The organism is Mesorhizobium sp. BR1-1-6 (assembly GCF_020165355.1).
GTDB lineage: Bacteria > Pseudomonadota > Alphaproteobacteria > Rhizobiales > Rhizobiaceae > Mesorhizobium.
Window position 1 is genome coordinate 1 of sequence record NZ_JAIUHZ010000017.1, and the last position, 26,599, is coordinate 26,599.

The following is a 26,599-nucleotide window of genomic DNA, read 5'->3' on the forward strand; positions in this document are numbered from 1 at the left end:
TGCCGGCATTCGGGCGTATAGAGCGGGATCACATGGTCGCCCTTTTTGACCGAGGTGACGCCCTTGCCGACATCGACCACCACGCCGGCGCCCTCGTGGCCGAGAATGGCCGGGAACAGGCCCTCGGGATCGGCGCCCGACAGCGTGAACTCGTCGGTGTGGCAGATGCCGGTCGCCTTGATCTCGACCAGCACCTCGCCCTCGCGCGGGCCGTCAAGGTCGACCTCCATGATCTCAAGCGGCTTTCCGGCAGCAACGGCAACAGCGGCGCGGGTTTTCATTTCTTTCTCCCAAACTTGCTTGCCGGGACGATCGATCGCCCGGCGTTGCGATAGAAATCATGCGGCCTTGGCCGGCCCCGCCGGGAACACGCCCGACATCACGGTAAAGCCTTTGATGCGTTTGACACGATCGCACCAACGCCGGATGGCGGGATAGTCCTGGCGCGTAATGCCGCCCTCCTCCGACAGCATGATGTAGGGAAAGCAGGCAATATCGGCGATGGTCGGATGATCGGCCGAGCAGATCCAGCCGCGGCCCTGCTGCTCGCCGAACCACAGATGCTCGTCGAGGATACGGAACAGCCGGTGCGCGCCGGCGCGTGCGGCATCGATGTCGAAATCGTAGAACAGCGCGTCGTGCAGGCGGGCGGCCGACGCCGTCGAAGTGATGCCGTCGGCGAAGGCCAGCCACTGGCTGATCTCGCCGAGCAGGGCCGGTCTGTTCCGGGGATACCATGTGCTCGACGGATCGTATTTCGACGCGAGGTAGACCAGGATCGCCTGGGCGTCGCGCAGGATCAGCCCTTCATCCTCGATGACCGGCAGCTGGCCAAGCGGATTGAGCTTCAGGAACCATTCCGACTTGTGTTCGCGGCCGGGGTAGAAGTCGACCGGCACGGTCTTGTAGTCAATGCTGAGAAAACTCATCAGCAGCCGCAGCTTGTAGCAATTGCCCGACAGTTCGTAATCGTAAAGCGTGATCATCGGGAGTTCCTAAATGTCGAGCACGAGGCGTGCCGATTTGGCGCGCGAGACGCAGGTCATGATCCTGGTTCCGGCCTTGCGCTCGGCATCGTTGAGGTAGACGTCCTGATGGTCCGGCTCGCCTTCGATCACGGTGGCGACGCAGGTGCCGCATGCGCCCTGCTCGCAGGACGACGGAACATCGATGCCATTCTCGCGCATGACCTGCATGATCGTCTTGCCGCCCGGCACTTGCAGCGTTACGCAGGAGCGCGCCAGCGCTACTTCGAAGCTCGAACTGTCGTCGATCTTGTTGGTGTTCTTGAAATATTCGAAATGGATGGCGGTATCCGGCCAGCCTTGCTCGGCGGCGATCTTGCGCGCGGCTTCCAGCATCGGTCCGGGACCGCAGATATAGAGATGCATGCCGTCCCGGTAACCGGCGAGAATCCCTCGAAGCTCGGCGCCGGTCGCGTCCGGCGACAGCCCGAGATGCGGCTTCAGCGCATCGCCGAGATGCTTCAGCCGATCGGCGAAAGCGAGGTGTTCCTGCCCTTGCGCAAAATAGTGCAGCTCGTGCGCCAGCTCCTGGTTCTTCAGCGCCTGCGCCATTGCGAGCAGCGGCGTGATGCCGATGCCGCCGGCGACGAACAGCGTCTTGATCGCGTCACGGCGCAGCGGGAAATTGTTGCGCGGCTCGGAAATCGCCAGCACGTCCCCCTCGCGCACAGTCTCGTGCATGCATTTCGAACCGCCCTTGGAATCGCGCTCCAGCTTGACGCCGATGATGAAGCTGTCGGTTTCACCAGGGCCGTTGGTGATCGAATACTGCCTGATCTCGCTATTGGGCATATGGACGTCGATATGGGCTCCAGGCTGGAACGTCGGCAGGATGCCCTTGATCGGGCGGAGCTCGAAACCGGCAACGCCGTCGGCCGCCTGCCATTTCCTGGCCACGCTGACGCGCAGCGCCGCCTTGCGGCCATGCGCGGTCACTTCGGGCATTTCGGCGAGTTCGGCCGACACCCTTTCGTAGACCGGCTCGATCGGTGCGGGCGCCGGTGCGTTCGCGACGTCGCGCTCGACCTTGTCGCGCAGCTTGGAAAGCCGCTCATTGTGGTGGCGCAGGATGGCGATGCGGGCGGCTGCTTCGACCTCCTGATCGAGCACGCCACGGATCATCGAACGGTTTGAATCAACCGGCTGCACGAAGAACACGCCGCGCGTCTCGGCACCACCATCGTGCGAGTGCAGCGCCACGGCAAAATCCCGCGCGGCCTCGATGATGGTTTCCGCGCCCTCGCCTTCGATCGCTGCGTTGGGCTGAAAGCGATAGGCCTTCAGCCCTTCGACGACCTTGTCGGCCGGCGCGTTGACCGCGATGCCGCGCAAGGCGAGCAGCTTGCCTTCGGTCAGCGCGGCAACATCCGGCACCTCGCCGCGAGGCTCCTCGGACGACCAGACAAGACCGTAGCGCTCGACCCCGGGGAAGGTGCGGTTGGTGATGGTGCGGGCCGGCGCGTCGGCAGGATGCGCGGGAATGTAGGTGCAGCCGGCGGTGCGGTTCGAATAACGCCAGCCGTGATATTGGCACTTCAGCTCGCGCCCGTCATTGATGCCTATCGACAGCCTGACGCCGCGATGCAGGCAGCGGTTTTCCCAGATGTTGATGTAGCCGTCATCGGCCCGCCAGACGGCGAATTCCCGGCCGAGCAATTGACCATGGAAAACGTGGCGGTACGGCAAATCATGGGAAGCGGCGATCGGATGCCACTGGCTTCTGGCTTCTTCCAACATCAATCGTCTCCAAGAATCTCGTCAGGCCGCAACCGGAATGACACCGTAGGTCACGCCCTTCTGGCTGAGCCAGCGCCGGTAGGCGATGGCCGACTTGTCGGCCCGGATGGGCGTTTCGGCGCGCGGATCGAGCGGCAGGCGTTTGGGCACTTGGTTTTCCAGGATCGGCTTGTCCTGGCCGAAGATCGTCTGCTGGAAGCGCTTGATCACCTTGTCTTCATTGTCTTCGTCGAGCACGCAAAGCAGCATGTGGGCGCGCACATGCTCCTGGTCGACCGGCTGCAGGAAGATGGCGATGACGTCGCGCCGTGCCTCGTCGACCGGGCTCGATTTATAGAGCACGGAGCAATAGGGGTGCGGCACGCGATAGACATAGTCCACGTCGGCGCCGCCACCGGAAGCGGTCGAAGCCATCGGCTGGAAGAAGCGGCAGCGCGTGGCCAGGATCTCGTCGCGGTCGACGGATATCTCGACGTCGTATTCCTTGACTTCGGTATGCGGCTCGACGCCGAGTATGTCGGTATGCACATAGGGAAAGTGGCCCATGTCGAGAAAGTTCTCGATGGCGCGCGGTGCCGAGACGTTGACGCCAAACGTGGCCGCGTTGAGCTTGCGGCGGTCCGGCTCTTCATATTCCGGGATCGGGAACAGCTCGGCCGGTGGCGAGCCGAGCGAAGTCCAGACATAGCCGTAGGCGCTTCTTGCCGGCAGCCTGTCGGCGCCTGGAACACGATCCACCCCTTCTACATCGGGACGTGAGCGCCAGACGACGGGCTCACCATCCATATCGACCGCAAAACTGAGGCGCTCCTCGAGCAGAACGGTGTCCTGGACACCGCCGGGAACGGTCTCGGCGATCGCCCCTACGGGATGCCAGAGATTGAGGATCACGGGATCCGAGCATTTTGTCATCGTTTTATCCTCTGGATGCCCTCGAACGTCATCAGGCTTGTGCCGGTATCGCGCCATAGGTGACGGCCCGATCACGCAACCGGCGCCGGTAGGAAACCGACACGGCATCGGCACGGATCGGGGTCTCGGCACGCGGATCGAGCGGCAGGCGCTTGGGTACCTGGTTCTCCAGGATCGGTTTGTCCTGGGCGAAGATCAATTGCATGAAGCTGCGCACCGTTGCCGCCTCCATGCCTTCCTTAAGATAGCAGAGGTAAGGATGCGCGATGCAGTTTTCCTCGTCCACCGGCTGCACGAACAGGGTAATGACGTCGAGCCGGTCCTTCTGGATCGGGTTGCTCTTGTAGAGAGCCACCGTGTAGGGCCGGATCACCTTGTAGATGTAGTCGACGACAAAGCCTTCCTTGGCGGTCGGCGAAGCCACCGGCTGATAGAATTTGCACTCGGTCGCCAGCACTTCGTCCTGCGCTGTGATCTCAACCTTGTAGGGCGCGACCTCGGTATGCGGCTCCTCGCCGAGCCAGCCGGTATGAATGAAGGGAAAATGCCCCATATCGAGAAAATTCTCGACCGCGCGGAGGCCCGACACCTTGACCGCGATCGAACCGCCGCTGACAAGATGCCGGTCTGCCTCATTGGCCTCGGGGATATAGATGATGTCGCGCCAGGGCTTTTCCAGACACGTCCAGATGAAGCCATAACGCTCGGCGCTTTTCAGCGTGGCGCCCGTATCGCTGCGAACGACTTCGATCTTGTTTGAACACTTGTGAACGGAGAGAGCGACCCCAAGCAGGCATGTGGCAAACCGCGTATCATGGCTTAGCGATTCCTGATCCGCGACGATGTGCCAATCGTTCAAAAGCTCGCGGTCAACGCAACGGGTTGCCATCGGCTTCCCTCCCAACTCGGCTAGCCCTTCACCATGAACCTAGCCCGACGTTTCGGGAAGACGAAACCACAAGATTGGATACCAATCAACATTTTTTTGTCGTCCAAAATCCTTTTTTGTGTTGACAGATTATGATGATTGAATTCCGATATGAGAAAGCTGAACCTGGGATATGTCGTGTCCTGACGAGGCATGTCGCCATCACGAAAGCCCGCTGATCATGTCGTCGAAATGGCGGAGAACCATGCCTTGAGCAGCCGTTCCCATACCATCGCGGATACGCTGACCCGCGCCATCATCGACCATCGCCTCGTGCCCGGCTGCAAGCTCGGCGAACGCGAACTCTCCGAAATATTCAACGTGAGCCGCATCGTGGTGCGCCAGGCCCTGATCCGGCTCGCCGATGACGGGCTGGCCCAGATCGAACGCAACCGCGGTGCCTTCGTCGCCAAGCCGAGCATGCAGGAGGCGATGGAGATCTACGACGCGTTGACGCTCGTCGAACAGGGCGTCGCAGCACAGCTCAGCGATCGCCTTGGGCCGGCCGGCTGGGCCGAACTGCGCCAGCATGTCGAGCGCCAGCGCCAAGCTGTTGCCGCCGGCAACGATGCGCTGGCCGACGTGCTGGGCCAAGAGTTCCATACCGTGTTCGTACGCCTCAGCCGCAACAAGGTCATGCAGGAAATCCACGCGCAGCTGGTGCGCCGCACGACGCTGCTGCGCTCCCTCATTTCAGCCGATTTCGACTATTGCAATCTGCTGGACGACCACTCGCGGGTCGTCGACCTGCTAGAGAAGGGCCGGCTGAAACCGGCCATGGACCTGATCGACACCCACCACCGCGCGGTGGTGCGCGGGTACATCATGGATCGCGCAGTGTTTCCAGAGATGACGCCTGCCGAAGCGCTGGCACCCTATCTCGACGGCAAGGCCGACGGCGCGACTGTGCCGCTGCGAGGATTGTCGAATGCATCCGGCGGCGGCGACGCGGCAACGCATCTCCACCTCCATATCCCCAGAACAGACCGGGCACCGACAAGCCGGGCATCAACAAAAAAGACCAACAGAGGGCTACCATCATGAAGAAACTGACGAGACGTGAATTCCTGAAACACAGCGGCGCGGCCGGCGCGGCTCTTGGCGCGGGAGCGCTGAGCACCATCGCACAGGCGCAGGAGGTGCTGAAGATCGGTGCCGTCTACGTCTCGCCGGTCGCCGAGATCGGCTGGACCAAGCAGCACAGCCTCGGCGTCGAGGCCATCAAGGCCGAATTCGGCGACAAGGTCGAGCTCACCGTCATCGACAACATCTTCATGCCGCAGGACGCCGAGCGGGTCTTCCGCGAACTGGCCAGCGCCGGCAACAGGCTGATCTTCGGCACAAGCTTTTCGCATGGAACGCCGATGCAGAAGGTGGCGCCGCGCTTTCCCAAGGTGGCGTTCGAACACTGCTCAGGCATCGTCGACCTAGCCAATCTGGGAACCTTCGAAGCGAAATATTACGAAGGCACCTTCGTCGCCGGCGCGGCGGGCGGCTACATGTCCAAATCGGGCAAGATCGGTTTCATCGGCGGCTTTCCGATCCCCGACATCGTCGGTCCGGCAAATGCGCTGCTGCTTGGCGCGCAGAGCGTCAATCCAAACGCGACCTGCAACACCATCTTCCTGAATTCCTGGTTCGACCCGGGCAAGGAGAAGGAGGCGGCCAAGACGCTGATCTCTCAAGGCTGCGACGTGGTCTGCTCGATGACGGACACCGCGACCGGCGTACAGGTCGCCGGCGAAGGTGGCGCCTGGTCGATCGGCTATGCCAGCGACATGTCGAAATTCGCCTCGGGCAAGCAGCTGACCTCTTTCGTTCTCGATTGGACCAGCGACTATGTCGGCGCAGCCAAGGCCGTGGCCGCCGGTACCTGGAAGCCGGAAGTACGCTGGGACGGATTGGCGGCCGGGGTGGTGAAAATGGCCCCCTACAATGAGGGTATCCCCGCCGATGCGCGCGCCAAGCTCAAGCAGCTCGAGGCCGACATCGGCAGCGGCAAGCTTCATCCCTACGCCGGGGAGCTGAAGGATCAGGACGGCAACGTCAAGGTTGCCGCCGGTTCGGTTCTGGCCGATGACGACATTCGCGGCATGAACTGGTTCGTGAAGGGGATGATCGGCAGGCTGAGCTGATCGCCGTAAAAGTGCCGGGAGACGCCCAAGTCCATATCTTCGGCGTCTCCTTGCCTGGTTCCCGTCCAACCTCGCTTCACGCCACGGCAGGACCCGCCATGCATCCGCGACTAGAACTGCGCAACATCTGCAAGCGTTATCCCGGCGTCGTCGCCAATGACGATGTGTCGCTGTCGATTCAACCCGGCGAGATCCATGCCGTGCTGGGCGAAAACGGCGCCGGCAAATCCACCCTGATGAAAATCATCTATGGGGCGACGCAAGCCGATTCCGGCGAGATCTTTTGCGATGGCAATCCGATCGCCACGCACACCCCGGCGATGTCGCGCGCACTCGGCATCGAAATGGTCTATCAGCATTTCGCGCTGTTCGAATCCGTTTCGGTGGTCGAGAACATAGCGCTCTCGGCAAGCAGCGCATACGACCTGCCTTCGCTCGCCGACAAGATCCGCGATCTGTCGCGCCGCTACGGCATGCCCATCGACCCGCATCGCCAGGTGCACGACCTGTCGGTCGGCGAGCGCCAGCGCGTCGAGATCGTGCGCTGCCTGCTCCAGTCGCCGAAACTGCTGATCCTCGACGAGCCGACCTCGGTGCTGACGCCGCAGGCGGTGGTGAAGCTGTTCGAGACGCTCCGCCAACTTGCCGCCGAGGGCTGCAGCATCGTCTATATCAGCCACAAGCTCGACGAGGTCCAGGAGCTCTGCGACACCGCCACCGTGCTGCGCAACGGCAAGGTCACCGGCACCGCGCGTCCGAAGGAGACGACGTCGCTGGAGCTTGCCCGCATGATGGTGGGTTCGAAGCTGCCTGAAATGCATGTCGGCCCGCCGACGCCAAGCGACAGACCGGCGCTCGAGGTCAACAGACTTACGGTGAAGTCCCGGGATCATTTCGGCGTCGACCTGAAGGACATTTCTTTCAAGGTGCATGGCGGCGAGATTGTCGGCCTGGCCGGGGTTTCCGGCAATGGCCAGGCCGAGCTGATCGCCTTGCTCAGCGGCGAGCGCACGCATGAGCGCAGCGACGCCATCCGGATTTGCGGAACCGGCGCAGCCCGCCTTCGCCCGCACGAGCGCCGCAAGCTCGGCGTCGCCTTCGTTCCCGAAGAGCGGCTCGGGCGCGGCGCCGTGCCCTCGCACACGCTGTGGGAGAATGCGGTGCTGACCGCGCACCGCTTCGGCACGGTGCGCAACGGGCTGGTCGACCGGCGCCGGGCCAAGGCGTTCGCCGCCGGCATAATCGATAGGTTCAAGGTCAAGGCCAACGGGCCGCAGGCGACCGCGCAAAGCCTGTCCGGCGGCAATCTGCAGAAATTCATCGTCGGGCGTGAGATCGCGCTCCAGCCGAAGTTCCTCCTGGTGTCTCAGCCGACCTGGGGGGTTGACGTCGGCGCGAGCGCCTTCATCCGGCAGACCATCGTCGATCTCAGCCGCGCCGGCGCGGCGGTGCTCGTCGTCTCCGAGGAACTCGACGAGTTGTTCGAGATCTGCGACCGGCTGCTGGTCATTTGCCAAGGGAAGGTTTCCCCGCCGCTGGAGCGCAAGACGACCGATCGCGAGGAGATCGGACTTCTGATGACGGGCCGCGGCATGAGCGACGGCGCATTGGCGAACGGAGGTGGCAACAATGCGCTTCAGGATTGAACAAAGGCCGGAGCCCTCCTCGCTGATGCGCGTCGCCGCGCCCGCACTGGCGACCCTGTTGACCGTCATCGTCGGATCGATTTTCTTCGCCTCCCTCGGACATGATCCGCTGGCGACCCTCCATGCCTTCTTCATCGAGCCGCTCTCTTCCATGAACGGCCTGTCCGAATGGCTGCTCAAGGCCTCGCCGCTGATCCTCATCGCTTGCGGGCTGGCGGTCGGCTTCCGCGCCAATGTCTGGAATATCGGCGCCGAGGGCCAGTTCACCATGGGGGCAATCGCGGCCAGCGGCGTGGGGCTTTTCTGGCCGAACCCCGAAAGCGTGCTGCTGTTGCCGCTGATGTTCATCGCCGGCATGGGCGCCGGCATGGCCTGGGCGGCAATCCCCGCCTTTCTGCGCGCCCGCATGAACACCAACGAGATCCTGGTCACGCTGATGATGACCTATATCGCGACGCTGTTCCTGTCCTATCTCGTGCACGGACCGTGGCGCGATCCGGCCGGCTTCAACTATCCGCAGACGGCACTTCTGCCGACGGCGGCCCTGTTCGAATCCTTTGACCCCGCCTATCGGCTCAACCCGTCGATCTTCATCACGGTCGTCGCCGTGCTCCTGATGTGGCTGTTCACCGACCGCAGCTTTCTCGGCTACAAGATGTCGGTGAGCGGGGCTGCACCGCTTGCCGCCCGCTATGCCGGCTTTCGCGAATCGGCTGCGGTCTGGATCGGACTGCTGGCGGGAGGTGCCGCGGCCGGCATTGCCGGCATGGCGGAAGCCGCCGGGCCGCTCGGGCAGCTCTCGCCTCAGATTTCGCCAGGCTACGGCTTCGCGGCCATCATCGTTGCCTTCGTCGGACGGCTGAACGCGTTCGGCATCGTGCTTGGCGGGCTGTTGATGTCGCTGCTTTTCCTCGGCGGCGAAGGTGTGCAGATGACGCTCGGACTGCCTTCGGCCCTGACGCGGATCTTCCAGGGCATCCTGTTGTTCTTCCTGCTCGCCGCCGACTTCTTCATCTTCTATCGCGTTCGACTGGTGCGACCCGTCCGGGACACGCATGCGCTGGAGACGGCACGATGAGCGGATTTCGGATCGTGCGGGAGACAGCCTGATGGATCTGTTCATCGCCATCTTCACCGGCACCGTCATTGCCGCCACACCGCTGATATTCGCCGCGCTCGGCGAGCTCGTGGTGGAGAAGTCGGGTGTCCTCAATCTCGGCATCGAAGGCATGATGCTGATGGGCGCCGCATTGGCATTCTGGGCCGTCACCGCAGGCTATCCGATGCCCGTCGCGATCCTGGCCGGCGCGTTGGCGGGTGGCGCCGCCTCGCTGCTGTTCGGCGTTCTGGCGCTGACGTTCCTGACCAACCAGTATGCAGCCGGCCTGGCGCTGGCGATCTTCGGTTCGGGCGTCTCGGCCTTCCTCGGGCGCGGCTTCGGCAGCGAGCCTATCGAGGCACTGCGCCGCCTCGACATCCCCGTTCTGTCCGACCTGCCGCTGATCGGTCCGCTACTGTTCCGCTTCGATCCAATGGTCTATCTGGCTCTCGTTATGTTCGTCGCCATCAGCTGGTTCCTCTACCGCACGAAAGCTGGCCTGGTGCTGCGCACGATCGGCGAGTCGCCGCAGACGTCGCATGCGATCGGCTACCCCGTGATCAGGATCCGCTACATGGCCGTGCTGTTCGGCGGGCTGATGGCAGGCCTGGCAGGCGCCTATTTGTCGGTCGCCTACACGCCGCTCTGGGTCGAGAACATGACTGCCGGCAAGGGTTGGATCGCGCTTGCGCTGGTGGTCTTCGCCACCTGGCGGCCGCTGCGCATCCTGCTTGGCGCGTGGCTGTTCGGCGGGATGACGATCCTTCAGCTGCAAGGTCAGGCGCTGGGGCTGGACGTGCCATCCGAACTGCTCTCGGCCCTGCCTTATCTCGCCACCATCATCGTCCTGGTGCTGATCTCACGAAACCGCCAGATGCTGGCCCTGCACTTCCCGGCCTCGCTGGCAAAACCCTTTCGCCCGACGAGTTGACCTTCTGCGAAATGCTACTTCCGTTGCTGGAGAAGGCTCAAGTCGATCTCGGTAATATGCCAGCGACCCAGATTGGCGGTATAGAGCTTGTCGCCCTTGAAGGCGATGTTGGTGGGGTGCGCCAGCGTGGTTGCGGCGGGATCCTCGATCAGCACTTCGAGACCTTTGTCCTTTTGCCAGCGATAAATACGGCTGGGCTCATAACATGAGATGAACAATGAGCCGTCAGGCGCAAAGGCCACTCCGTCCGGAACATTGTGCACGCCTTCGACGACGATCTCACGAGCCCCCGCCGATCCGTCAGCAAGGATCGGCACATAGCTGATGCAGGGTGCGTCGCTTTCCACGACATAGAGGCCGTTGCCGTCCGGCGCCATGGCCATGCCGTTGGCGAACGACATCGCCTCCCGGCACCACAGGCCGCCCTCGCCCGTCTTGAGATCGTAGCGGAAGATGCCCGAGCGATTGTCCTGGCCAACGCTGTCCGAAACGAAGAGCCAACCCCTCGCCTCGTCGACGACCGGATAGTTCGGCACGCGAATGCCGGCCGACGCGAAGCGCTCCATGCGCGCTGTCGCGGCATCCCAGCGGAAAATCGCGGCATGCCTGAGGTCGCAGGCAAAGCAGTTTCCCGCGCTGTCGAAGGCAATGCCGAGCAGGAAGCCGTCCGTGCCACCCATGCGCTCGACCGAGCCGCCATCGGCGGTCAGCCGCAGCAGGTCGCCGGTTTCGGTGCCACACCAGATCGAGCCATCGCGGTGAACGGCCACGCCCTCCGGATGCGCGACGCGCGGGCTGGTGAAGATGCCGTCGAAGAAAACGCGCGCGGCTGACATGTCGAGCAACGGCTTGGCCATGGGATCTCAGCTTTCGACAAGCGCCGTCTGCGCGGTGATGCAGCGTCCGACCATCGCGCGGTCGGCTTCAAGAATCTCGGCGATCAGCGCGCCGCGCTCCTTGGCGCTGACGAATTCCAGACGGCGCAGACCGAGCGGGTCGATGCGGTTTCGCAAGATGGCGAGCGTGTTGTCGGAAGGCAGCGAGACCTTGCGGCAACAGGCGTCGAACGACACCGCAAATCCGGTGGCGTCACGGATCTGCTGCTGCGTGACGTCCGGCATGGTTTCGACGACGATCAATTCCCTCGAAGTCTCGTCGAGCCGGAAGACGCAGAGATCGGTGAAGACCAGCGCCCTGCCGGTGCGATAGCCCATCGGCTCGCGTTCGGCCGCCGTGAGCAACCCCCGGGCGGAACTGACGATCTCGACCTCGTCCACCAGCGACTGGATCGAGTGGCGGGGGATGTAGAGCAGGTAATCGCGGTGCATGTTGGCGACATCGGCCATGCCGCCTTGCCCCGGCAACCGGATGAGGCCGCCGCTTGGTTTGCGCAGTGCGATCGTGTTGACGCGGCCGCGCCGGTCGACCTGTGCCGCGCCGACGATCTCGTGCGTCACCGCGCCGGCCTGGTAATAGGTCGAGTAGGTGTCGTCGCCGCCGGCATGCGCGACAGCCGTTTCGCAATCGAAGCTTTCGATCAGCGAGAGGATCATCGGGCTCGGCGCGATGTCGAGATGGCCGCAGCTCATCGTCGCGATGATCATGTCCGGCGCGTGCGTGGCCTTGGCCAGCCGGTAGGCGACGTTGGCCAGCGGCGAGACCGCACCCGCGCTGGCGAAGCTCTCATTGGTGAGTTCGGCGGCGATGCGAGCGGCGATGATCTCGTCGACGGATGCTTTCTCTTCGGCGCGCGCAAGCGCCGGCATGGCAAGCGCTGTGTCAGCTCGAACCTTCGCAGCTCTTTGCAACGGCTTCGGCACGCCCTCGGAAGGCGGGCGCAGATTGTCCGCCAAAGGCGTTTGCCGGTCGGCGAACGCCTCCGACAATCGCTGATAATCCGTGACGTAAAACGGCAGGCACGAGGCCGGATAGGCGCCGGCCGGCGCCAGCGCAATCGCCGAAACCTGGTTGCGGGTCAGCACGCTCTGGCGGCCGTCCTGGCGCAGCGTCCCGCCCGGCACGATTTCCTCGACCGTGACCAGCACCTTGCGCGCCGCACCCGCCATGGCGAAGTCCAGCGCGCGGGGCCCGATGATCTGCACATTGCCGCTTTCATCGGCGCGCTGGGCATGGACGACGAATGTGTCGAGCCGCAGCGGCGGGACGAATCCGTTTTCGGTACCGGCAATCGGATCAGGTCTGGCGCTCGCACCCGGCACGCGCGCCAGCATGCCCGATCCCAGCGGAAGCTGGAACGGCATCGAGGGCAGGTTCTGCTGCGCCGCCCGCAGCGCCTGGATCATGGCCAGCGCCGTCCAATCGCGAACCGGTATCGCGCCGCTTTCGGCGGCTGCGCGGAATTTTGGCGGCAAGCCGAAAATGTCGAGGCTGGAGAAACAGAGGTCGATCTCAGCCACGGCATGCGCTTCGAGCAGCAGTTCGAGGGGCAAGCCGCCGGCCCAGCAGATGTAATGCAGATCCTTGACGCCCGACCGGGCTATCGCACGCAGCAATGCGATCGGCAGCCGGGCGAAATGGTGGCCGCCGACACCAAACGATTCGCCATGGCCGACCATCGCGGCCAGTCCTTCGACATCCGTGAAGCGCGGCCGGTTCGGCTTGACCAGGGACATTGCGGCACGGTTCGTCACAGCGCGGATGCCTCGATGCGATAGCGGGTCACGAACTGTTTTTCAGGCGAGAATTCCTGCGCCGTCGCAATGCCGGATTGCGCGATCGGATTGTCGGCCAACGCTGTCGCCGGGCCGAGCCCGAAGGGCGAGCAGATCGGCTCGATGCCGATGGCGACATGGCGCCCGTTCCAGGGTGCTGCTTTGCGGCCACGATTGGAGTACCAGAGCAAAAGGCTCGGGAAATGCTCCTTCTGCCAGGAAAGTTTCACGCGGTACCCGTCCGCATGATTGGCGAGCGCCACCGTGCCATCCAGGCCCTCGATCTGCAACAATTCCTCCGTGTCGGCCACCAGCGGCGGTCGCGAAGCATCAGCCATGCCGCCCGCGCGGGCCGGTACGCTCGACAAGTCAGTGAAGGACGCGTTCCGGGCGAACAGTTCAGCGCTAGTTTCGACATCGTGTGGATAGGTGCGACCGTGATCGAAGGAACCAAGTTCCAGCGCGGCGGCGCCGATCTCCGCTGGCAGCCGGAACACCGGATGCAAGCCGATCGGCAATCGGCAGGCATGGCGAACGACGATCTTGAATTCAACGTCGACGGCTGGCATCGACGGATCGGGCGTCACCGTCCGCTCGACACGCCCGACCGGGCTTCCGGCTGGATAGGCGAGTGTCAGTGACAACGATCCTTTGGCGCTCTCGCGCCATTGCCAGTCATGGTTGGAGCTATGGCCATGGGCTTCCTCGCCCTCCTCCGGCGAGCCCATCACCCGAGCCCAGTCCTCGGGCCATCCATCGGCCGGCACCGAATAGCCGAAGGGCACGCAGGGCCATTCGCCGCGCAACTTGCGCAGGATGCCTGGCAGCGCTTGCGCCTGCGGCTCGTTCGACCAGGGCGCAATGTGCATCGGCGAAACCTGCCGACCGTCCTCCAGAATGAACGTAACCGGCGCCAGCATCGCGCCAAGCCGCTGGACAGTCAGCGCGCCATGCGCCCAGCCCAATCCGCGATAATCGTCGCCCGCGTTCACGGCCCGCCCTTCTTTGCCTTTGTCGTGCTCCGCCCGGCGAACTCCTTGACGCGCTGCTGGCCGATCTCGCTGCGATAGAGCTCACCCAATATGTCGCGCTCCATGGTGAGCCCATCGTCCAGATCACCGGACACGGCATGCGCCGTCAGCGCCTTCAGTCCCTCGATTGCGGCAGCAGGCTCGGCGGCGATCATTTCGGCCAGTTCCAGCGCGCGCGGCATCAGCCGGTCGACCTCGACGATCTCGTTGACCAGACCGGCAGCGACGAATTCCGAGGCCGGGACGATGGCGCCGGTCATCAGCAGGAAATTGGCGCGGCTGCGGCCGAGCTTGGCCACGCTGCGTTGCGTGCCACCGCCGCCGGGGATCAGCCCGAGCTTGATTTCCGGCAGACCGAGCTTGGCGAATTGGTTGGCGATGACGAGGTCGCAGCACAGCACCAGCTCCATGCCGCCGCCCAGCGCGAAGCCGTTGACCGCCGCGATCACCGGTTTGCGGTTGTTCTCGATGGCCGCGTACATGCGCATGCCGGCAGCCTGGAAAATGTCGAATTCCGGTCCGGTCTGGGCGGCGTATTCCTTGATGTCGGCGCCGGCCATGAAGCCGCGCCCTTCCCCTGTCACCACGATCGCCCCGATGCTTGCATCGCCGGATAGCGACTCGAAGCTTTCAGTGATCTCGCCTTGCATCAGCCGGTTCATGGCGTTGAGCTGATCGGCGCGGCGGAAGGTGACGATCGCGACGCGGCCCGCGGTTTCGACCGTGAGTGTCTGGTAGGTGCGCATCGTCAGGCGGCGTCCACGGTCATGTCACCGGACGCCTCCAATGCGGCGATCTCGTCCTTGGAGAGGCCGAACTCGGCCAGGATCTCGCGGCCGTGCTGGCCGACCAGCGGCGCCGGCCGTTCTATGGTCGCGGGCGTCTCGCTCATCTTGACCGCCGGGGCGACCACCTGCACCTTGCCGCCGCGCGGATGGTCGTAGCTGGTGATCATGCCCATGTGCTTGACCTGCGGGTCCTCAGCGGCGCGGCGGATATCCTTCACCTCGGCGCACCAGATGTCGGCTGCCAGCAGCCGCGCCAACAAATCCTGCGTGGCGAATTTCCTGGTCTCGGCATTCACCTTCTCGAAGACTTCATCGCGCTTGTCGAACAAAGTCTTGAGATCGTCGTAGACGGCAAGCTGCGGCGCCTCCAGCACCTCGTAGAGCGTCTTGAACGGGCTCATGGCGATCGACACGTAGCCGCCGTCGCTGGTCTCGTAGATGCCAAACGGCGCCTGCATGCCGGGATGGCCGATCCCGGAATTCGGCCGCACGAAGTCCTCACCAAGGTTGAGCACCGCGACATATTCCTGGTTGAGGTGCGCCAAGAGGCCGGCCAGCAGGTTGACCTCGATCTTCTGGCCCTTGCCGGTCTTCTCGCGATAATAGAGCGCCGACAGGATGCCGTAGACCATGTTCATGGCGCCGATCTGGTCGGCGAGGCCGGCGCCGGCGGGAACCGGGGCTTGATCGCCGCGGCCGGTGTTGGCGATCAGCCCTGCGAGCCCCTGGATCAGCATGTCCTGGCCGGGGCGCTCGACATAAGGCCCTTCCTCGCCATAGCCCGAGCCCGAGCAATAGATGATGCGCGGATTGACAGTCTTGAAATCCTCATAACCATAGCCGAGCTTGGCCAGCACGCCTGGGCGGAAGTTCTGCACCACCACGTCGGCGCTTTTCGCCATTTCCATGATGATGGCATGCACCTTGCGGCTCTTCAGGTTGAGCGCGATCGAACGCTTGTTGCGGTTCCAGGCGAGGAAGTTCGGGCTCTCCGAGCCGCCGACCCATTTGGCGAAGAAGGTCATGCCACGGAACATGTCGCCGGCGCCGGCGCGCTCGATCTTGATGACATCGGCGCCCATGTCGCCGAGCAGCTGGGTAGCGAACGGCCCCTGCAGCAGATGGCTGAAATCGAGGATGCGGACGCCTTCGAGGGCCTTGTTCATGTCATGTCTCGTTTCAAAATTTTCAAAGCAGTTCGGGAACGTAGCGCGGCGCCGCCGTCAGCCCGCCATCGACGCGCAGGTCGGTGCCGGTGGTGAAGCCGGCGGCATCGGAGGCAAGATAGACGGCGGCCTCGGCCACTTCCGAAGGCTCCCCGATACGGCCGAGCGGATGCATCTTGACCCAGGCCTTGGCAAGATTGCCGCCGATCTCCTTGATGAGTTTGTCGTTCATCGGCGTGTTGATGGTGCCCGGCGAGATCGAATTGACGCGGATGTTCAGCGGCCCGAATTCAACCGCCATCTGGCGTGTCATCGCCATGACCGCGCCCTTGGCACCGGCATAGGCGGTCCAGCCATCAAGCCCGATGTGGCCTTGCGCGGAGGCCATGTTGATGATCGAGCCCGATTTCTGCGCGATCATGTGCGGCAGCGCGTATTTACAGGCGCGAAACACGCTGGTCAGGTTGACTGCTATCAGCCGGTGCCACTGCTCGTCGGTCATCTCGTGCACCGGCATGCCGCCAATGGCAATGGCCGCGTTGTTGACGAGGATGTCGAGGCGTCCCGTCTTTTTGACGGCACTGTCGATGAGGCCTGAAATGTCGGCCTCCTGCGAAACGTCGCAATGCAGATAGTCGGCGCGGTGGCCGGCGGCGCGAAGTGCGGCCGCGAAATCCTCACCAGCGCTGTCGGCGATGTCGCCCAGGAAGACATGCGCCCCTTCGCGCGCCATCGCTTGCGTGATCGCGTGGCCGATCCCGTCGGCCGCACCAGTGATGACGGCGATTTTTGCTTCAAGACGAGCCATCTTCAGCCTCCATTCGCACGCCGGCGTTTCGCTTCATCAAGGGCGACCGCGGCAATGATGATCATGCCGGTGATGACCAGCTGCCACTCGGTCGGCAGGCCAAGCCCGCGCAGGCCGTTGGACAGGAATTGCAGGATCAGCACGCCCAGCGCCATGCCGGTCAGGCTGCCGATGCCCCCCGCAAGGCTGACCCCGCCGAGCACGGTGGCGGCAACCACCTGGAATTCGAAATTGAGCCCCGCCGTATGCTGTGCCGAGCCGACCCGCGCGGCCAGGATGATGCCGGCGACCGTCGCCAGCAGCGCGCTGATGATGAAGCAGATGAACTTGACCCGCCGCACGTCGTAGCCTGCAAGACGGGCCACTTCCTGATTGCCGCCGACGGCATAGATTTGCCGTCCGAACGGCCGGTGCTGCATCATGTAGGCGAAGGCGGCGAGCAGGACGATGGCGATGACGGCCGAATAGGGGATGACGTTGAACAGGCGGCCATCCGACAGCGCGATGAAGCTGTCGAGGCTGGCATCGTCAGGGATCGCCCGCTGACCAGTGTAGAGATAGACGCCGCCGCGCATGATGAACATCGTGCCCAGCGTCACGATCAGCGAGTTGATGCCGGCATAGGCGGTGAGATAGCCGTTGACGACACCGATGATCAGCCCGAACAACAGCGCGCCGCCGACGCCGAGCAGCAGCGAATTGGTGTCGTTCATGATGATGATCAGCGGCAGTGCAATGGTCGCCAGCAGCGATCCGATCGAAATATCGACCTCGCCGGAAATGAAGACGATGGCGCAGCCAATGCCGGCGGTGAGCGCGAGCGAGGCCTGGCCGAGCACATTGGTCATGTTGCGCACGGAGAAGAAATTCTCGACGGTAACGGAGAAGAAAGCCAGCACCAGCACGAGGCAGACCAGCAGCGCCAATTCCTGCCGGGCAAAGAGCCGCGCCAGCATGGACGGCCGGGCTTTCGCGGAGACTGTATTCACAACGCTCATGTCTTATCCGATCGCCGCATTGAGGATCTTCTCCTGCGTGGCTTCGTCGCGCGGCATGATCGCGGTCAGGCGGCCTTCGCACATCACCGCGACCCGGTCCGCAAGACCGAGCAGTTCCGGCATCTCCGACGTCATCATGACGACAGCCAAGCCTTCGCCGGCGAGCCGGTCGATCAGGGCGAATATCTCCGACTTGGCGCCGACATCGATGCCGCGGGTCGGCTCGTCGACGACGATGACCTTGAGGCCGCGCATCAGCCAGCGCGAGATCAGCACCTTCTGCTGGTTGCCGCCAGACAGGTTCTTCACCTCTTGGAACAGGCTGGGCGTCTTGATGCGGAAGCGGTCGACGTAATCCTGCACCGCTTTGTGTTCCCTGGCCTTATCGACGAAGCCCATGCGGGCGAAGGCGCCGAGCGAGGCGAGGCTGGCATTCTGGTAGACAGGCAGCTCGCCCATCAGCCCTTCGCTCTTGCGATCCTCGGTGAGCAGACCGATACCTAACCTGACGCCGGTGCGCGTATCGTGCGGCGAGAGGCGCTGGCCGTCGACGGTGATCGTGCCCGAAGTGATCGGATCGTAACCGACGATCGCCTTGGCGAGTTCGGTGCGACCGGCGCCCATCAGCCCGAAGAAGCCGAGCACCTCGCCGGCGCGCGCCTCGAAGGACACGCCGTTGAGCTTCTTCGCCGTGCTGAGCTTGTCCACTGACAGGGCTACCTTGCTAGCCGGTGCGCCACGCTTGCGGGGAAACAGATTTTCGATGCGCCGGCCGATCATGTCCTGGATCAGCGTGTCGTTGGTGTGCTCGCGGATCGGCTTGGTCGAGATGTGGCGCCCGTCGCGCAGCACCGTCACCGTGTCGGCGATCTCGAACACTTCGTCGAGCTTATGGCTGACATAGACCACCGCGATGCCGAGGTCGGCAAGCCGGCGGATGACGGTGAACAGCAGCGAAACCTCGTTCGGCGTCAGCGAGGATGTCGGCTCGTCCATCACCACCACGCGGGCTTCATGAGCGAGCGCGCGGGCGATCTCGACCATTTGCTGCTGGCTGACCGGCAACGAGCCGGTTCGCGCCGCCGGATCGACGTTGAAGCCGATGCGGTCGAAGAGCGCGGCTGAATCGGCGCGGATCTTCTTCCAGTCGATGGAGCCGCTTCTGCCGGTCGGATAGCCTTCCAGGAAGATGTTCTCGGCAACGGTGAATTCGGAGATCAGCGCGATCTCCTGGAACACGACCTTGATGCCTTGCTTCAAGCTGTCGCGCGGCGACTTGATGTCGACCTCGCGTCCGTGCATGCGGATGGAGCCGGCATCCTTGCCGTAGACGCCGGCCATGATCTTGATCAGCGTCGACTTGCCGGCGCCGTTCTCGCCCATCAGCGCATGGATCTTGCCGGGCTCCAGGGTGAAGTCGACATTGTCGAGCGCCACGACGCCGGGAAAGCGCTTGCCGATGCCGCGCAATTCCAGCGCCGGCACATCGGTATCGATGGCCGCGCCTTCGCCAGGATGCAGGAAATCAACGGACATTGGCTCTGTTCCGGATGATGTCGAGATAGGTTGCCAGGATGATGACGATGCCCGGCACCACCATCTGCAAATCCTGGTTCCAGCCGAGGATGATGATGCCGTTGTCGATCACCTTCAGCACCAGAACGCCAAGCAAGGTACCGAACAGCGAACCGCGGCCACCAAGCAGGCTGGTGCCGCCGAGGATGACGGCGGCAATCACCGTCAGCTCGAAGCCACGGCCGGCGGTCGGCTGGCCGGCATTCATCAGCGACGACAGGATCATGCCGGCAACACCGACGCACAGGCCGGTGACGACGAAGGCCAACAGCTTGAGCCGTTCCGAGCGAATGCCTGACAGGCGCACCGCCTTTTCATTGGCGCCGACCGCGTAGAGGTAGCGGCCGAGCGTGGTGAAGCGCAGCGTCACATAGGCAACCACGAAGATCAGCGCCGCCAGGATGACGGGAACCGGCACGGGGCCGACATAACCGGCGCCGAGATCGGTGAAGCTTGCCAATTGGTTGTGGTTCTGCACCGCCTCGCGCGTGAACAGATAGACGCCGCCCTGCAGCATCATCATCGTGCCGATGGTGGCGATCAGCGAATTCACCCTGAGCCTGGTGACGACCAGCCCGTTGAACAGGCCGACCCCGCCGGCAAAGGCGAGCGCCGCCAGCATGCCGAGCGTAAGACTATGGGTGGAATTGAGCACTGCCATGCCGATGCAGCCGACGAAGGCGAGCGACGCGCCGACCGACAAGTCGACCTCGGCGGTGATGATGAGCATGGTCATGCCCGAGGCGACGATCAGCACCAGAGCGCATTGGCGCAGGATGGCGATGATGTTGGCCTCCGAATAGAATTGCGGCGCCGCGATCGAGATGGCGATGCACAGCACGGCCAGGATTGCGCCCAGCACGAGCTGGCTGCTGCCCAGAAGGTTGCCGCCGATGAAACGCTTCGACGCGGAGGCCTGTGTAAGCTCGCTCATTTCAGTCCATTCCCGGCCGTTTGCCTGGTCCCTCTGGAACCTGTCGTGTCGAACCCGGCATTTGTCTTGGCCACCGAAAGGTCCTGGCCGCCTGCCCTTCCCGCAACACGGGAAGGGCGATATCGGCCGGCCTTATTTCTTCAGGTCGGCGGAGGTCTTCATGCACTTTGCCGGCGGCTGCAGCGCGTTGACGGCATCCCATTTGATGGTGCGGGTGGTGCCGTCATAGTTATAGAACTTCTTCCAATCGTCGCCGTTCATCGGCGCGGTCGGGCTGACGATGTGCTCCGGCACTTCCTCATTGTTGAAAAGCTTCACCGCGGCATCGATGGCGGTAAAGCCTTCCTTCTCGGGGAACATCGCGGCTTCGATGCGGTAGGAAGGCTCGTTCTGCATCGCGTTGATGAAGGCAAGCCCTTCGCCGCCCGTGCCGACCGTCAACAGGCCATCCTGCGACTTGCCCGCCGCTTTCCAGGCCTGCAGGCCACCCAACGAAGACGAATCATTGATGCCGTAGATGATGTTGATATCGGCGTTCTTGGCCAGTGCCGCGGAGGACACTTCGAGAGCGCGGTCCGGATTGCCGCCGCCGTCGAGATCGTGGACCATGACCGCATCGGGGATGATGGTCTTCAGCCCGTCCATGAAGCCGTGCGAGCGCAGCACGGTGGCGGAAAGCAGCGGCAGGCCGACATTCATCACCTTGGCAACGCCGCCGAGCTTTTCCTTGGCGTATTTGCCGGCCTCGACGCCGGAGAAATAGCCGGTGTCGTAGTCGCAGATGGCGACCATGGTGGTCATGCCCTTGACCGGATTGCCTTCCAGCACGACCGGCACGTTGGCGGCCTTGGCCTGGCGCAGCAGCGGCACCACGCCTTCTTCGTTCACCGGGGTGATGATCAGCACGTCGACGCCCTTGGCGATGAAGTCTTCGGCCGCGGCGACCTGCTTGGCTATGTCGAGATTGGCATCCTGCACCTCGACCTCGATGCCGAGTTCCTTGCCGTGAGCCTTCATGCCCTTGATGACGTTCTGATACCACTCATGGGTGGCGTAGTTGGTGACGTAGCCGATGCGCTTGGGCATGTTCTCGGCATGCGCGGCGGCGGCGCCGAGCGCCAGCACGGCGGCGGACGCAAACAGGATTGACTTGGACCAGAGCATTTTCTTCTCCCAGATTTATCGCTTTTGTTAGTCGCTGAACGGATAGTCCCGCCGTTCCGGGTCGGCACGTAAGGAGTTGGTGGCTTCGCCCCAGCCGAGTGCCGCCGATATCTTCTCGGCGGCGGCGCGGGCGCGTTCGAAGACGGTTTCGCTGTCGAACCGCGCCGCCTTCTGCGGCAGCAGCGGCACGGTTAGCGCGGCGATGACGGCACCGGTGTGATCGTGCACAGGCATGGAGATGTTGGTGCAGGCCGCAACGGCCAAGGAAGCGCGCATCTCGTAGCCGAGCCTGGCGACCTCGTTCAGCCGCGCCTCGATTTCGGCCCGCGTGCCCTGACCCTCACCGGCGGCCACGATGCGCTCGACGATGCGGTCGCGCTCGGCCCGGTTCGAATGGGCGAGCAGCACGGCACCCGAACTTGTTTCGAGGATCGGGAAATGCGACCCAAGTGCTACCGAGTAGCGCATCGGCAGCGGCGAATCGATCTGCAAAACCACCAGTGCGTTCTGGCCCTCGCGCACCACGAGATGGCAGCTCTGGTCGGCATTGGCGGTCAATTCGCGCATCACCGGCAGAGCGCATTCCACCAGCCGGTTTACCGGCGGATGCATGTGCGCCAGTTCGAACAGCTTCAGCGACAGCCGGAAACGGTCCGATTGCGTGCGAAAGATATAGCCCCGTTTCTCCAGCAGAAGCAGGATACGGTAGATCTCGTGAATGGAGCGGCCGAGGCCGGTCGCGATCTCGGTCTGGGTCAGCGTTTCGGCGCTGGAGGCCATGAATTCCAGAACGTCGAGCGCCTTCTCCACCGCCGGCACGCGATAGCCGTTGCGGCCGCTTTCGCCCTCGTCGAGCGTCTCGGCAACGCTTGCGGCCATCAGGCGACGCTCCGTTCCGGCTGGACTTGCCTGGTTTCGCGGTAGAGGCTGTTGACGTGGCCTGCGAGTTCGGTCGCCGACATGTCACCGGCTATGGCTGCGGCGGCATGCGGCGCGCATTCGCGGAAGAAGGCGATGAAGCCCGGATGGGTCGGACGCAGATAGGACGAGGCGATCGTCCGCAGCGTCGAGCCGAAGAAATCGCCGGAAAGACCATTGACCCCGGCATCCTTCCAGGCAGCCAGCGAACCCGGTTGTCCGCCAGACTTCACATAGTCGCCGCGCTGGTATTCGGGCGAGCACAGGAACAGTGCGTAGTCGATCGCGGCCTGCTTGTGCTTCGATTGGGCGCTGACGCCGATGCCGGCACCGCCGAGCAAGGCGCCGGCGGCTTGCGGGGTGGGCACGTCGGCGAAGCGCAGATGGGGCCTGTCGGGTTTCGAGGCGTAATTCACATAGCCGAAGGCGAACGGCACGTAGACAACGTCGTCATGCGCGATCATGTGGTCGTAGCAGCGGATCGGATTCCACTTCGACGAGTCCGGGTGCGAAAGCGCGACAAGCTCGCGCAATTGCGCAATCGCCTGCTCGACCATTTCCTTCGCGATGAATTGCTCGCCATCTTCCTGGGGACGGCCAAGCGTCAGAAGCAGACACATGGCGTCGGTCGGCACGAAGGGCAGGCCGAGCCACTTGCCGTCGCTGCGCGCGCGCCGGCCAAGCTCCAGCACGTCCTGCTGCGTGCCGGGCACCGGGCCGTAGCGCTCCAGCAAATCCGGCCGATAGGAGGCGACCTGGCAGGCGGCGTCGATCGGCAGCGCCCACTGGCGGCTGTTCTTCTGGTAGGAACGCCAGGACGCCCCGACTGAGTCACGTTCGAAGAAATGGATCTGTTCGGCCGACAGATAAGCGTCGAACGGGACCATCAGTTCATCCTGGGCGATATCGCCGATGAAGGGATGGTCGAACACGACCAGATCGTAAGTGCCGAGCACCGGACCGAGGGCGCCCTCACCGAATTCATAGAGGCTGCGGCGGTCCCATTGGATCTCCAGGCCGGGATGCGCGGCGCAATAGGACTCGATGCTGGCGTCCAGCGGACCCCAGCATCGTCTATGATCCCACGCCAGTCCGCGCAGCTTCGTCATGCCACTCAAATCCTCCCGGCACCGGCAATAGCCGGCTCGCCATCGACACTAGCACCATTTTTCATATGCGCAACTTGTTTTCATTTGCGCAAAAAGCGCACACATCCTCCCGACTGGCCGATGCATCGCTTCAAGCCAGATCGAAACGCTCCACGGCGCGCATGATGCCGCGCAGTTCAGCCAAACCCTTGAGCCGTCCGATAAGCGAATAGCCGGGGTTGATCTTTTTCTTGCCGATGTCGTCGGCAAGCAGATGCCCATGGTCCGGCCGCATCGGGATCTGCCAGTCGGCCCGGCCTTGCTCGCGGCGGCGCTTTTCTTCCTGCATCAGAGCCAGGATAACGTGCGCCATGTCGGTGCCGCCTTCGAGATGCTCGGCTTCATAGAACGAGCCGTCCTCCTCGATGGTGATGTTGCGCAGGTGGACGAAGTGGATGCGGTCAGCGAATTCCTTGACCATGGCGACGATGTCGTTGTCGGCGCGCGTGCCATAGGAGCCGGTACAGAAGGTCAGTCCATTGGCGGGACTGTCGACGGCGTTGAGGATAAAACGCGCGTCCTGCGCCGTCGAAACCACGCGCGGCAGGCCATAGAGCGAGAAGGGCGGGTCGTCGGGATGAATGCACATGCGCACCCCCTCCTCTTCGGCCGCCGGAACAATCTCGCGCAGGAACCAGGCAAGGTTGTCGCGCAGTTCGTTCGGCCCGATCGAATCGTATTCCGCCAGGGCTTCGCGAAAACTGTCCCTGTTGTAGCTGCGTTCGGTCGCCGGCAGGCCGGCGATGAGATTGCGCTCGATCCGGTCGATCTGCTCCGGCGTCAGCGTCTTCAGCCGCTTCTCGGCCTCGGCGATACGCGCCGGCGTATAGCTTGCCGCACCGTTCTTGCGCTGCAGCACGAAAAGATCGTAGGCCGCGAAATCGATCGCATCGAAGCGCAGCGCATAGCCGGTTGTCGGCAGGCGATACATTAGGTCGGTGCGGGTCCAGTCCACCACCGGCATGAAATTGTAGCAGATCGTCTCGATGCCGGCCTTGGCGAGCGCCCGGATGCTGTCGCGGTAGTAGCCGGCATAGCGCTCGCGCTCGGGCGCGCCGATCTTGAAGGAATTGTGCACCGGAATACTCTCGACGACCGACCATTTCAGGCCAGCCGCCTCGATGATCCGCTTGCGCTCGAGCACATCGGCCTCAGGCCAGGCGCGGCCGTCATAGATCTGGTGCAACGCGGAGACAACGCCGGTGGCGCCGGCCTGCCTGACATGTTCAAGCGTCACCGGATCATCGGGACCATACCAGCGCCAGCACTGTTCCATGAAGCCTCCTCAGGGTTGGCGGCGACCATATTGTCGGACCACAAGCCTGTCAACAGAACCTTTCCGTCGCCATACAGTTGATTTCCTGTGGATCGAGCCCTAGGGTGGTCCAACAAATAGCAAGGAGTTCTGCGGTGGAACAGGCGAGCCACGATTCGATGGAGGCGGCAGACGAAGCCGGGATCAGCAGTTCCGCCGTCGACCAGACCGTGCGGCAGATCCTCGACCTCATCCGCAATCGCGCCATGTCCATCGGCGATGTGCTGCCCACCGAACGGGAGCTTGGCGAACTGTTCGGCGCCAGCCGCAACACGATACGCGAGGCGCTGCGCACCATCCGAACCTATGGGCTGATCGATCCCAAGCCGCGCGTCGGCGCGGTGCTCGCCGATCGCCAGAATGTCGCGATCCAGAATTTTTTCGCCGCGCAAATGGACATATCGAAAACGTCCTTTCACGACATACAAGGATTTCGCCGCATCATCGAAGTGAGCGTCGGCGACCACATCATCCTCAATGCCAGCGCCGCCGAACTTGAAGCCCTGGACGAGGTCAATGGCCTGATCGAGACCAGCAAGGATGTCCAGGAAGCCGCGCAACGCGATTTCGATTTCCATCTGGCGCTGATGAAGCTCGCCGGCAACCGCATGCTGGTGCAGACTTATCAGTTCCTGTCGCCGGTCATCCTGCACATCATGACCGTCGGCAAATCCATCCGGCCGGTGCTGAGCGAAACACGCCACGCGCATGGCGAGATCATCGCGGCGCTGCGCGCGCGCGACCGCATTGCCTACTGCTACCTGATGAGCCGGCATCTCGATTTCGGCTTGCGCTTCGTTCCCGACGACCTCGAAAACGCCCGTATGTCGGCGGCAAACCCGGTGCATCCGGGTCCGGCATCTTCCAAGGATTTGCATCATGTCTGATTTTGAGAACAAGGTGGCGCTGATCACCGGCACGACCGGCATCGCGCTCGCCACTGCGAGTCGCCTGGCGCGAGGCGGCGCTGCGATCATCGCCTGCGGCATCGACCGGGCGGCCAATGCCGCCATGCAGGAGAGCCTCGCCAAGGCCGGAGCGAATGCGCTGGTGCAAACGGTGGATGTCTCCGTTTCCGACCAGGTGCGCGACGCGGTCGCAGCGGGCGTCGCGAGGTTCGGCGGCATCGACATCATCGTCAATTCGGCGGCGGTCCACCCCTACGGCACGGCGACCACCACCGACTGGGAAACCTGGAACCGGGCGATGACGGTCAATGTCGGGTCGATCTACCTGACCGCGCATTTCGGCATTCCCGAAATGATCCGCCGAGGCGGCGGTGCCATCGTCAATGTCGCCTCGGTGCAGGGGTTCGCCTGCCAGCAGAACGTCGCCGCCTATGCCACGACCAAGGGCGCCATCCACACGCTGACGCGTTCGCTGGCGCTCGACTATGCCGCGGCCGGCATCCGGGTCAATTCGGTCAGCCCGGGCTCGATCCGCACGCCAATCCTCGAGAAGGCAGCGCGTGGTGACAATGGAAGCGACGCCGATGTCGAAGAAGCCTACAAGCGCTTCGGCGCCGCCCATCCGCTCGGCCGCATCGGCGAGCCGGAGGAAGTGGCGGAACTCATTGCTTTCCTGTGTTCATCGAAAGCCGGCTTCTGCACAGGCGCTGACTACAAGATCGATGGCGGCCTCACCGCTGGCATCGGCGTCAAGTAGGGCG

At 63.5% G+C, this 26,599-nt stretch carries 25 protein-coding genes; 7 read left to right on the forward strand and 18 right to left on the reverse strand.

Features of this window, described 5'->3' with window-relative positions:
- The 5 genes from LB545_RS24080 to LB545_RS24100 all read right to left on the reverse strand — a co-directional run.
- On the reverse strand, positions 1–281 hold a 281-nt coding region (locus tag LB545_RS24080), incomplete at its 3' end, for an alcohol dehydrogenase catalytic domain-containing protein (protein ID WP_224681744.1).
- Positions 282–338: 57 nt separating this feature from the next.
- Complete coding sequence (locus tag LB545_RS24085; RefSeq protein WP_140673614.1) at positions 339–986, reverse strand: glutathione S-transferase family protein; 648 nt, start codon at positions 984–986, stop codon at positions 339–341.
- A gap of 9 nt (positions 987–995) precedes the next feature.
- Positions 996–2,762 carry a Rieske 2Fe-2S domain-containing protein gene (locus LB545_RS24090; RefSeq protein ID WP_224705956.1) on the reverse strand — a complete coding sequence of 589 codons (1,767 nt, stop codon included), beginning with the start codon at positions 2,760–2,762 and terminating at the stop codon, positions 996–998.
- A gap of 21 nt (positions 2,763–2,783) precedes the next feature.
- Positions 2,784–3,674, reverse strand: coding sequence for an aromatic ring-hydroxylating oxygenase subunit alpha (locus LB545_RS24095; RefSeq protein ID WP_140525103.1), 891 nt, complete (start codon positions 3,672–3,674; stop codon positions 2,784–2,786).
- Between the two features lie 31 nt (positions 3,675–3,705).
- Complete coding sequence (locus tag LB545_RS24100; RefSeq protein ID WP_224705957.1) at positions 3,706–4,563, reverse strand: aromatic ring-hydroxylating oxygenase subunit alpha; 858 nt, start codon at positions 4,561–4,563, stop codon at positions 3,706–3,708.
- A gap of 249 nt (positions 4,564–4,812) precedes the next feature.
- Between LB545_RS24100 and LB545_RS24105 the strand changes: the two genes are divergently transcribed.
- From LB545_RS24105 to LB545_RS24125, 5 genes are all read left to right on the forward strand, one after another.
- Positions 4,813–5,646: a GntR family transcriptional regulator gene (locus LB545_RS24105; RefSeq protein WP_224705958.1), complete on the forward strand. Its 834-nt coding sequence runs from the start codon at positions 4,813–4,815 to the stop codon at positions 5,644–5,646.
- Positions 5,643–6,737, forward strand: coding sequence for a BMP family ABC transporter substrate-binding protein (locus tag LB545_RS24110; protein WP_224705959.1), 1,095 nt, complete (start codon positions 5,643–5,645; stop codon positions 6,735–6,737). The genes LB545_RS24105 and LB545_RS24110 overlap by 4 nt, the downstream gene beginning before the upstream one ends.
- Before the next feature lie 98 nt (positions 6,738–6,835).
- Positions 6,836–8,383 (forward strand): ABC transporter ATP-binding protein, encoded by a 1,548-nt coding sequence (locus tag LB545_RS24115; RefSeq protein ID WP_224705960.1) that lies wholly within the window; start codon positions 6,836–6,838, stop codon positions 8,381–8,383.
- On the forward strand, positions 8,367–9,461 hold the full coding sequence (locus LB545_RS24120) for an ABC transporter permease (protein WP_140497512.1): 1,095 nt from the start codon (positions 8,367–8,369) through the stop codon (positions 9,459–9,461). The genes LB545_RS24115 and LB545_RS24120 overlap by 17 nt, the downstream gene beginning before the upstream one ends.
- Before the next feature lie 31 nt (positions 9,462–9,492).
- Positions 9,493–10,413, forward strand: a complete 921-nt coding sequence (locus LB545_RS24125) for an ABC transporter permease (RefSeq protein WP_224705961.1) — start codon at positions 9,493–9,495, stop codon at positions 10,411–10,413.
- Positions 10,414–10,427: 14 nt separating this feature from the next.
- On the opposite strand, the gene LB545_RS24130 is transcribed toward LB545_RS24125, so the two are convergent.
- The 13 genes from LB545_RS24130 to uxuA form a co-directional block, all read right to left on the reverse strand.
- Positions 10,428–11,270, reverse strand: coding sequence for an SMP-30/gluconolactonase/LRE family protein (locus tag LB545_RS24130; RefSeq protein ID WP_224705962.1), 843 nt, complete (start codon positions 11,268–11,270; stop codon positions 10,428–10,430).
- A 6-nt stretch (positions 11,271–11,276) separates the two neighbouring features.
- The gene (locus LB545_RS24135) at positions 11,277–13,046 is read right to left on the reverse strand and encodes a CoA-transferase (protein WP_140555650.1); all 1,770 of its coding nucleotides are present in this window, start codon (positions 13,044–13,046) and stop codon (positions 11,277–11,279) included.
- Between the two features lie 14 nt (positions 13,047–13,060).
- Complete coding sequence (locus tag LB545_RS24140; protein WP_140555651.1) at positions 13,061–14,077, reverse strand: hypothetical protein; 1,017 nt, start codon at positions 14,075–14,077, stop codon at positions 13,061–13,063.
- On the reverse strand, positions 14,074–14,862 hold the full coding sequence (locus LB545_RS24145; RefSeq protein ID WP_224705963.1) for an enoyl-CoA hydratase/isomerase family protein: 789 nt from the start codon (positions 14,860–14,862) through the stop codon (positions 14,074–14,076). Before LB545_RS24145 ends, LB545_RS24140 begins: the two co-directional genes overlap by 4 nt.
- A gap of 2 nt (positions 14,863–14,864) precedes the next feature.
- Positions 14,865–16,070: a CaiB/BaiF CoA transferase family protein gene (locus tag LB545_RS24150; protein WP_140515238.1), complete on the reverse strand. Its 1,206-nt coding sequence runs from the start codon at positions 16,068–16,070 to the stop codon at positions 14,865–14,867.
- 22 nt (positions 16,071–16,092) lie between these two features.
- Positions 16,093–16,878 (reverse strand): SDR family NAD(P)-dependent oxidoreductase, encoded by a 786-nt coding sequence (locus LB545_RS24155; RefSeq protein ID WP_140515237.1) that lies wholly within the window; start codon positions 16,876–16,878, stop codon positions 16,093–16,095.
- Positions 16,879–16,880: 2 nt separating this feature from the next.
- Complete coding sequence (locus tag LB545_RS24160; protein WP_140515236.1) at positions 16,881–17,876, reverse strand: ABC transporter permease; 996 nt, start codon at positions 17,874–17,876, stop codon at positions 16,881–16,883.
- A gap of 3 nt (positions 17,877–17,879) precedes the next feature.
- Positions 17,880–19,412, reverse strand: coding sequence for a sugar ABC transporter ATP-binding protein (locus LB545_RS24165; protein ID WP_140515235.1), 1,533 nt, complete (start codon positions 19,410–19,412; stop codon positions 17,880–17,882).
- Positions 19,402–20,385 (reverse strand): ABC transporter permease, encoded by a 984-nt coding sequence (locus LB545_RS24170; RefSeq protein ID WP_140497493.1) that lies wholly within the window; start codon positions 20,383–20,385, stop codon positions 19,402–19,404. Before LB545_RS24170 ends, LB545_RS24165 begins: the two co-directional genes overlap by 11 nt.
- Positions 20,386–20,517: 132 nt before the next feature.
- On the reverse strand, positions 20,518–21,549 hold the full coding sequence (locus tag LB545_RS24175) for a sugar ABC transporter substrate-binding protein (protein WP_140555654.1): 1,032 nt from the start codon (positions 21,547–21,549) through the stop codon (positions 20,518–20,520).
- A gap of 27 nt (positions 21,550–21,576) precedes the next feature.
- Entirely contained in the window at positions 21,577–22,428 is an 852-nt protein-coding gene (locus LB545_RS24180) for an IclR family transcriptional regulator (RefSeq protein ID WP_140555656.1), read from the reverse strand.
- Complete coding sequence (locus tag LB545_RS24185; RefSeq protein ID WP_140515232.1) at positions 22,428–23,576, reverse strand: ABC transporter substrate-binding protein; 1,149 nt, start codon at positions 23,574–23,576, stop codon at positions 22,428–22,430. The genes LB545_RS24180 and LB545_RS24185 overlap by 1 nt, the downstream gene beginning before the upstream one ends.
- 130 nt (positions 23,577–23,706) lie before the next feature.
- Positions 23,707–24,891, reverse strand: coding sequence for a mannonate dehydratase (gene uxuA / locus LB545_RS24190; protein ID WP_140555658.1), 1,185 nt, complete (start codon positions 24,889–24,891; stop codon positions 23,707–23,709).
- Between the two features lie 134 nt (positions 24,892–25,025).
- Between uxuA and LB545_RS24195 the strand changes: the two genes are divergently transcribed.
- Both LB545_RS24195 and LB545_RS24200 read left to right on the forward strand, forming a co-directional pair.
- A complete protein-coding gene (locus tag LB545_RS24195) occupies positions 25,026–25,817 on the forward strand; it encodes a FadR/GntR family transcriptional regulator (RefSeq protein ID WP_224671760.1) in 792 nt (263 codons plus the stop codon).
- Positions 25,810–26,595: an SDR family NAD(P)-dependent oxidoreductase gene (locus LB545_RS24200; protein ID WP_140555659.1), complete on the forward strand. Its 786-nt coding sequence runs from the start codon at positions 25,810–25,812 to the stop codon at positions 26,593–26,595. The genes LB545_RS24195 and LB545_RS24200 overlap by 8 nt, the downstream gene beginning before the upstream one ends.
- Positions 26,596–26,599: the final 4 nt, after the last annotated feature.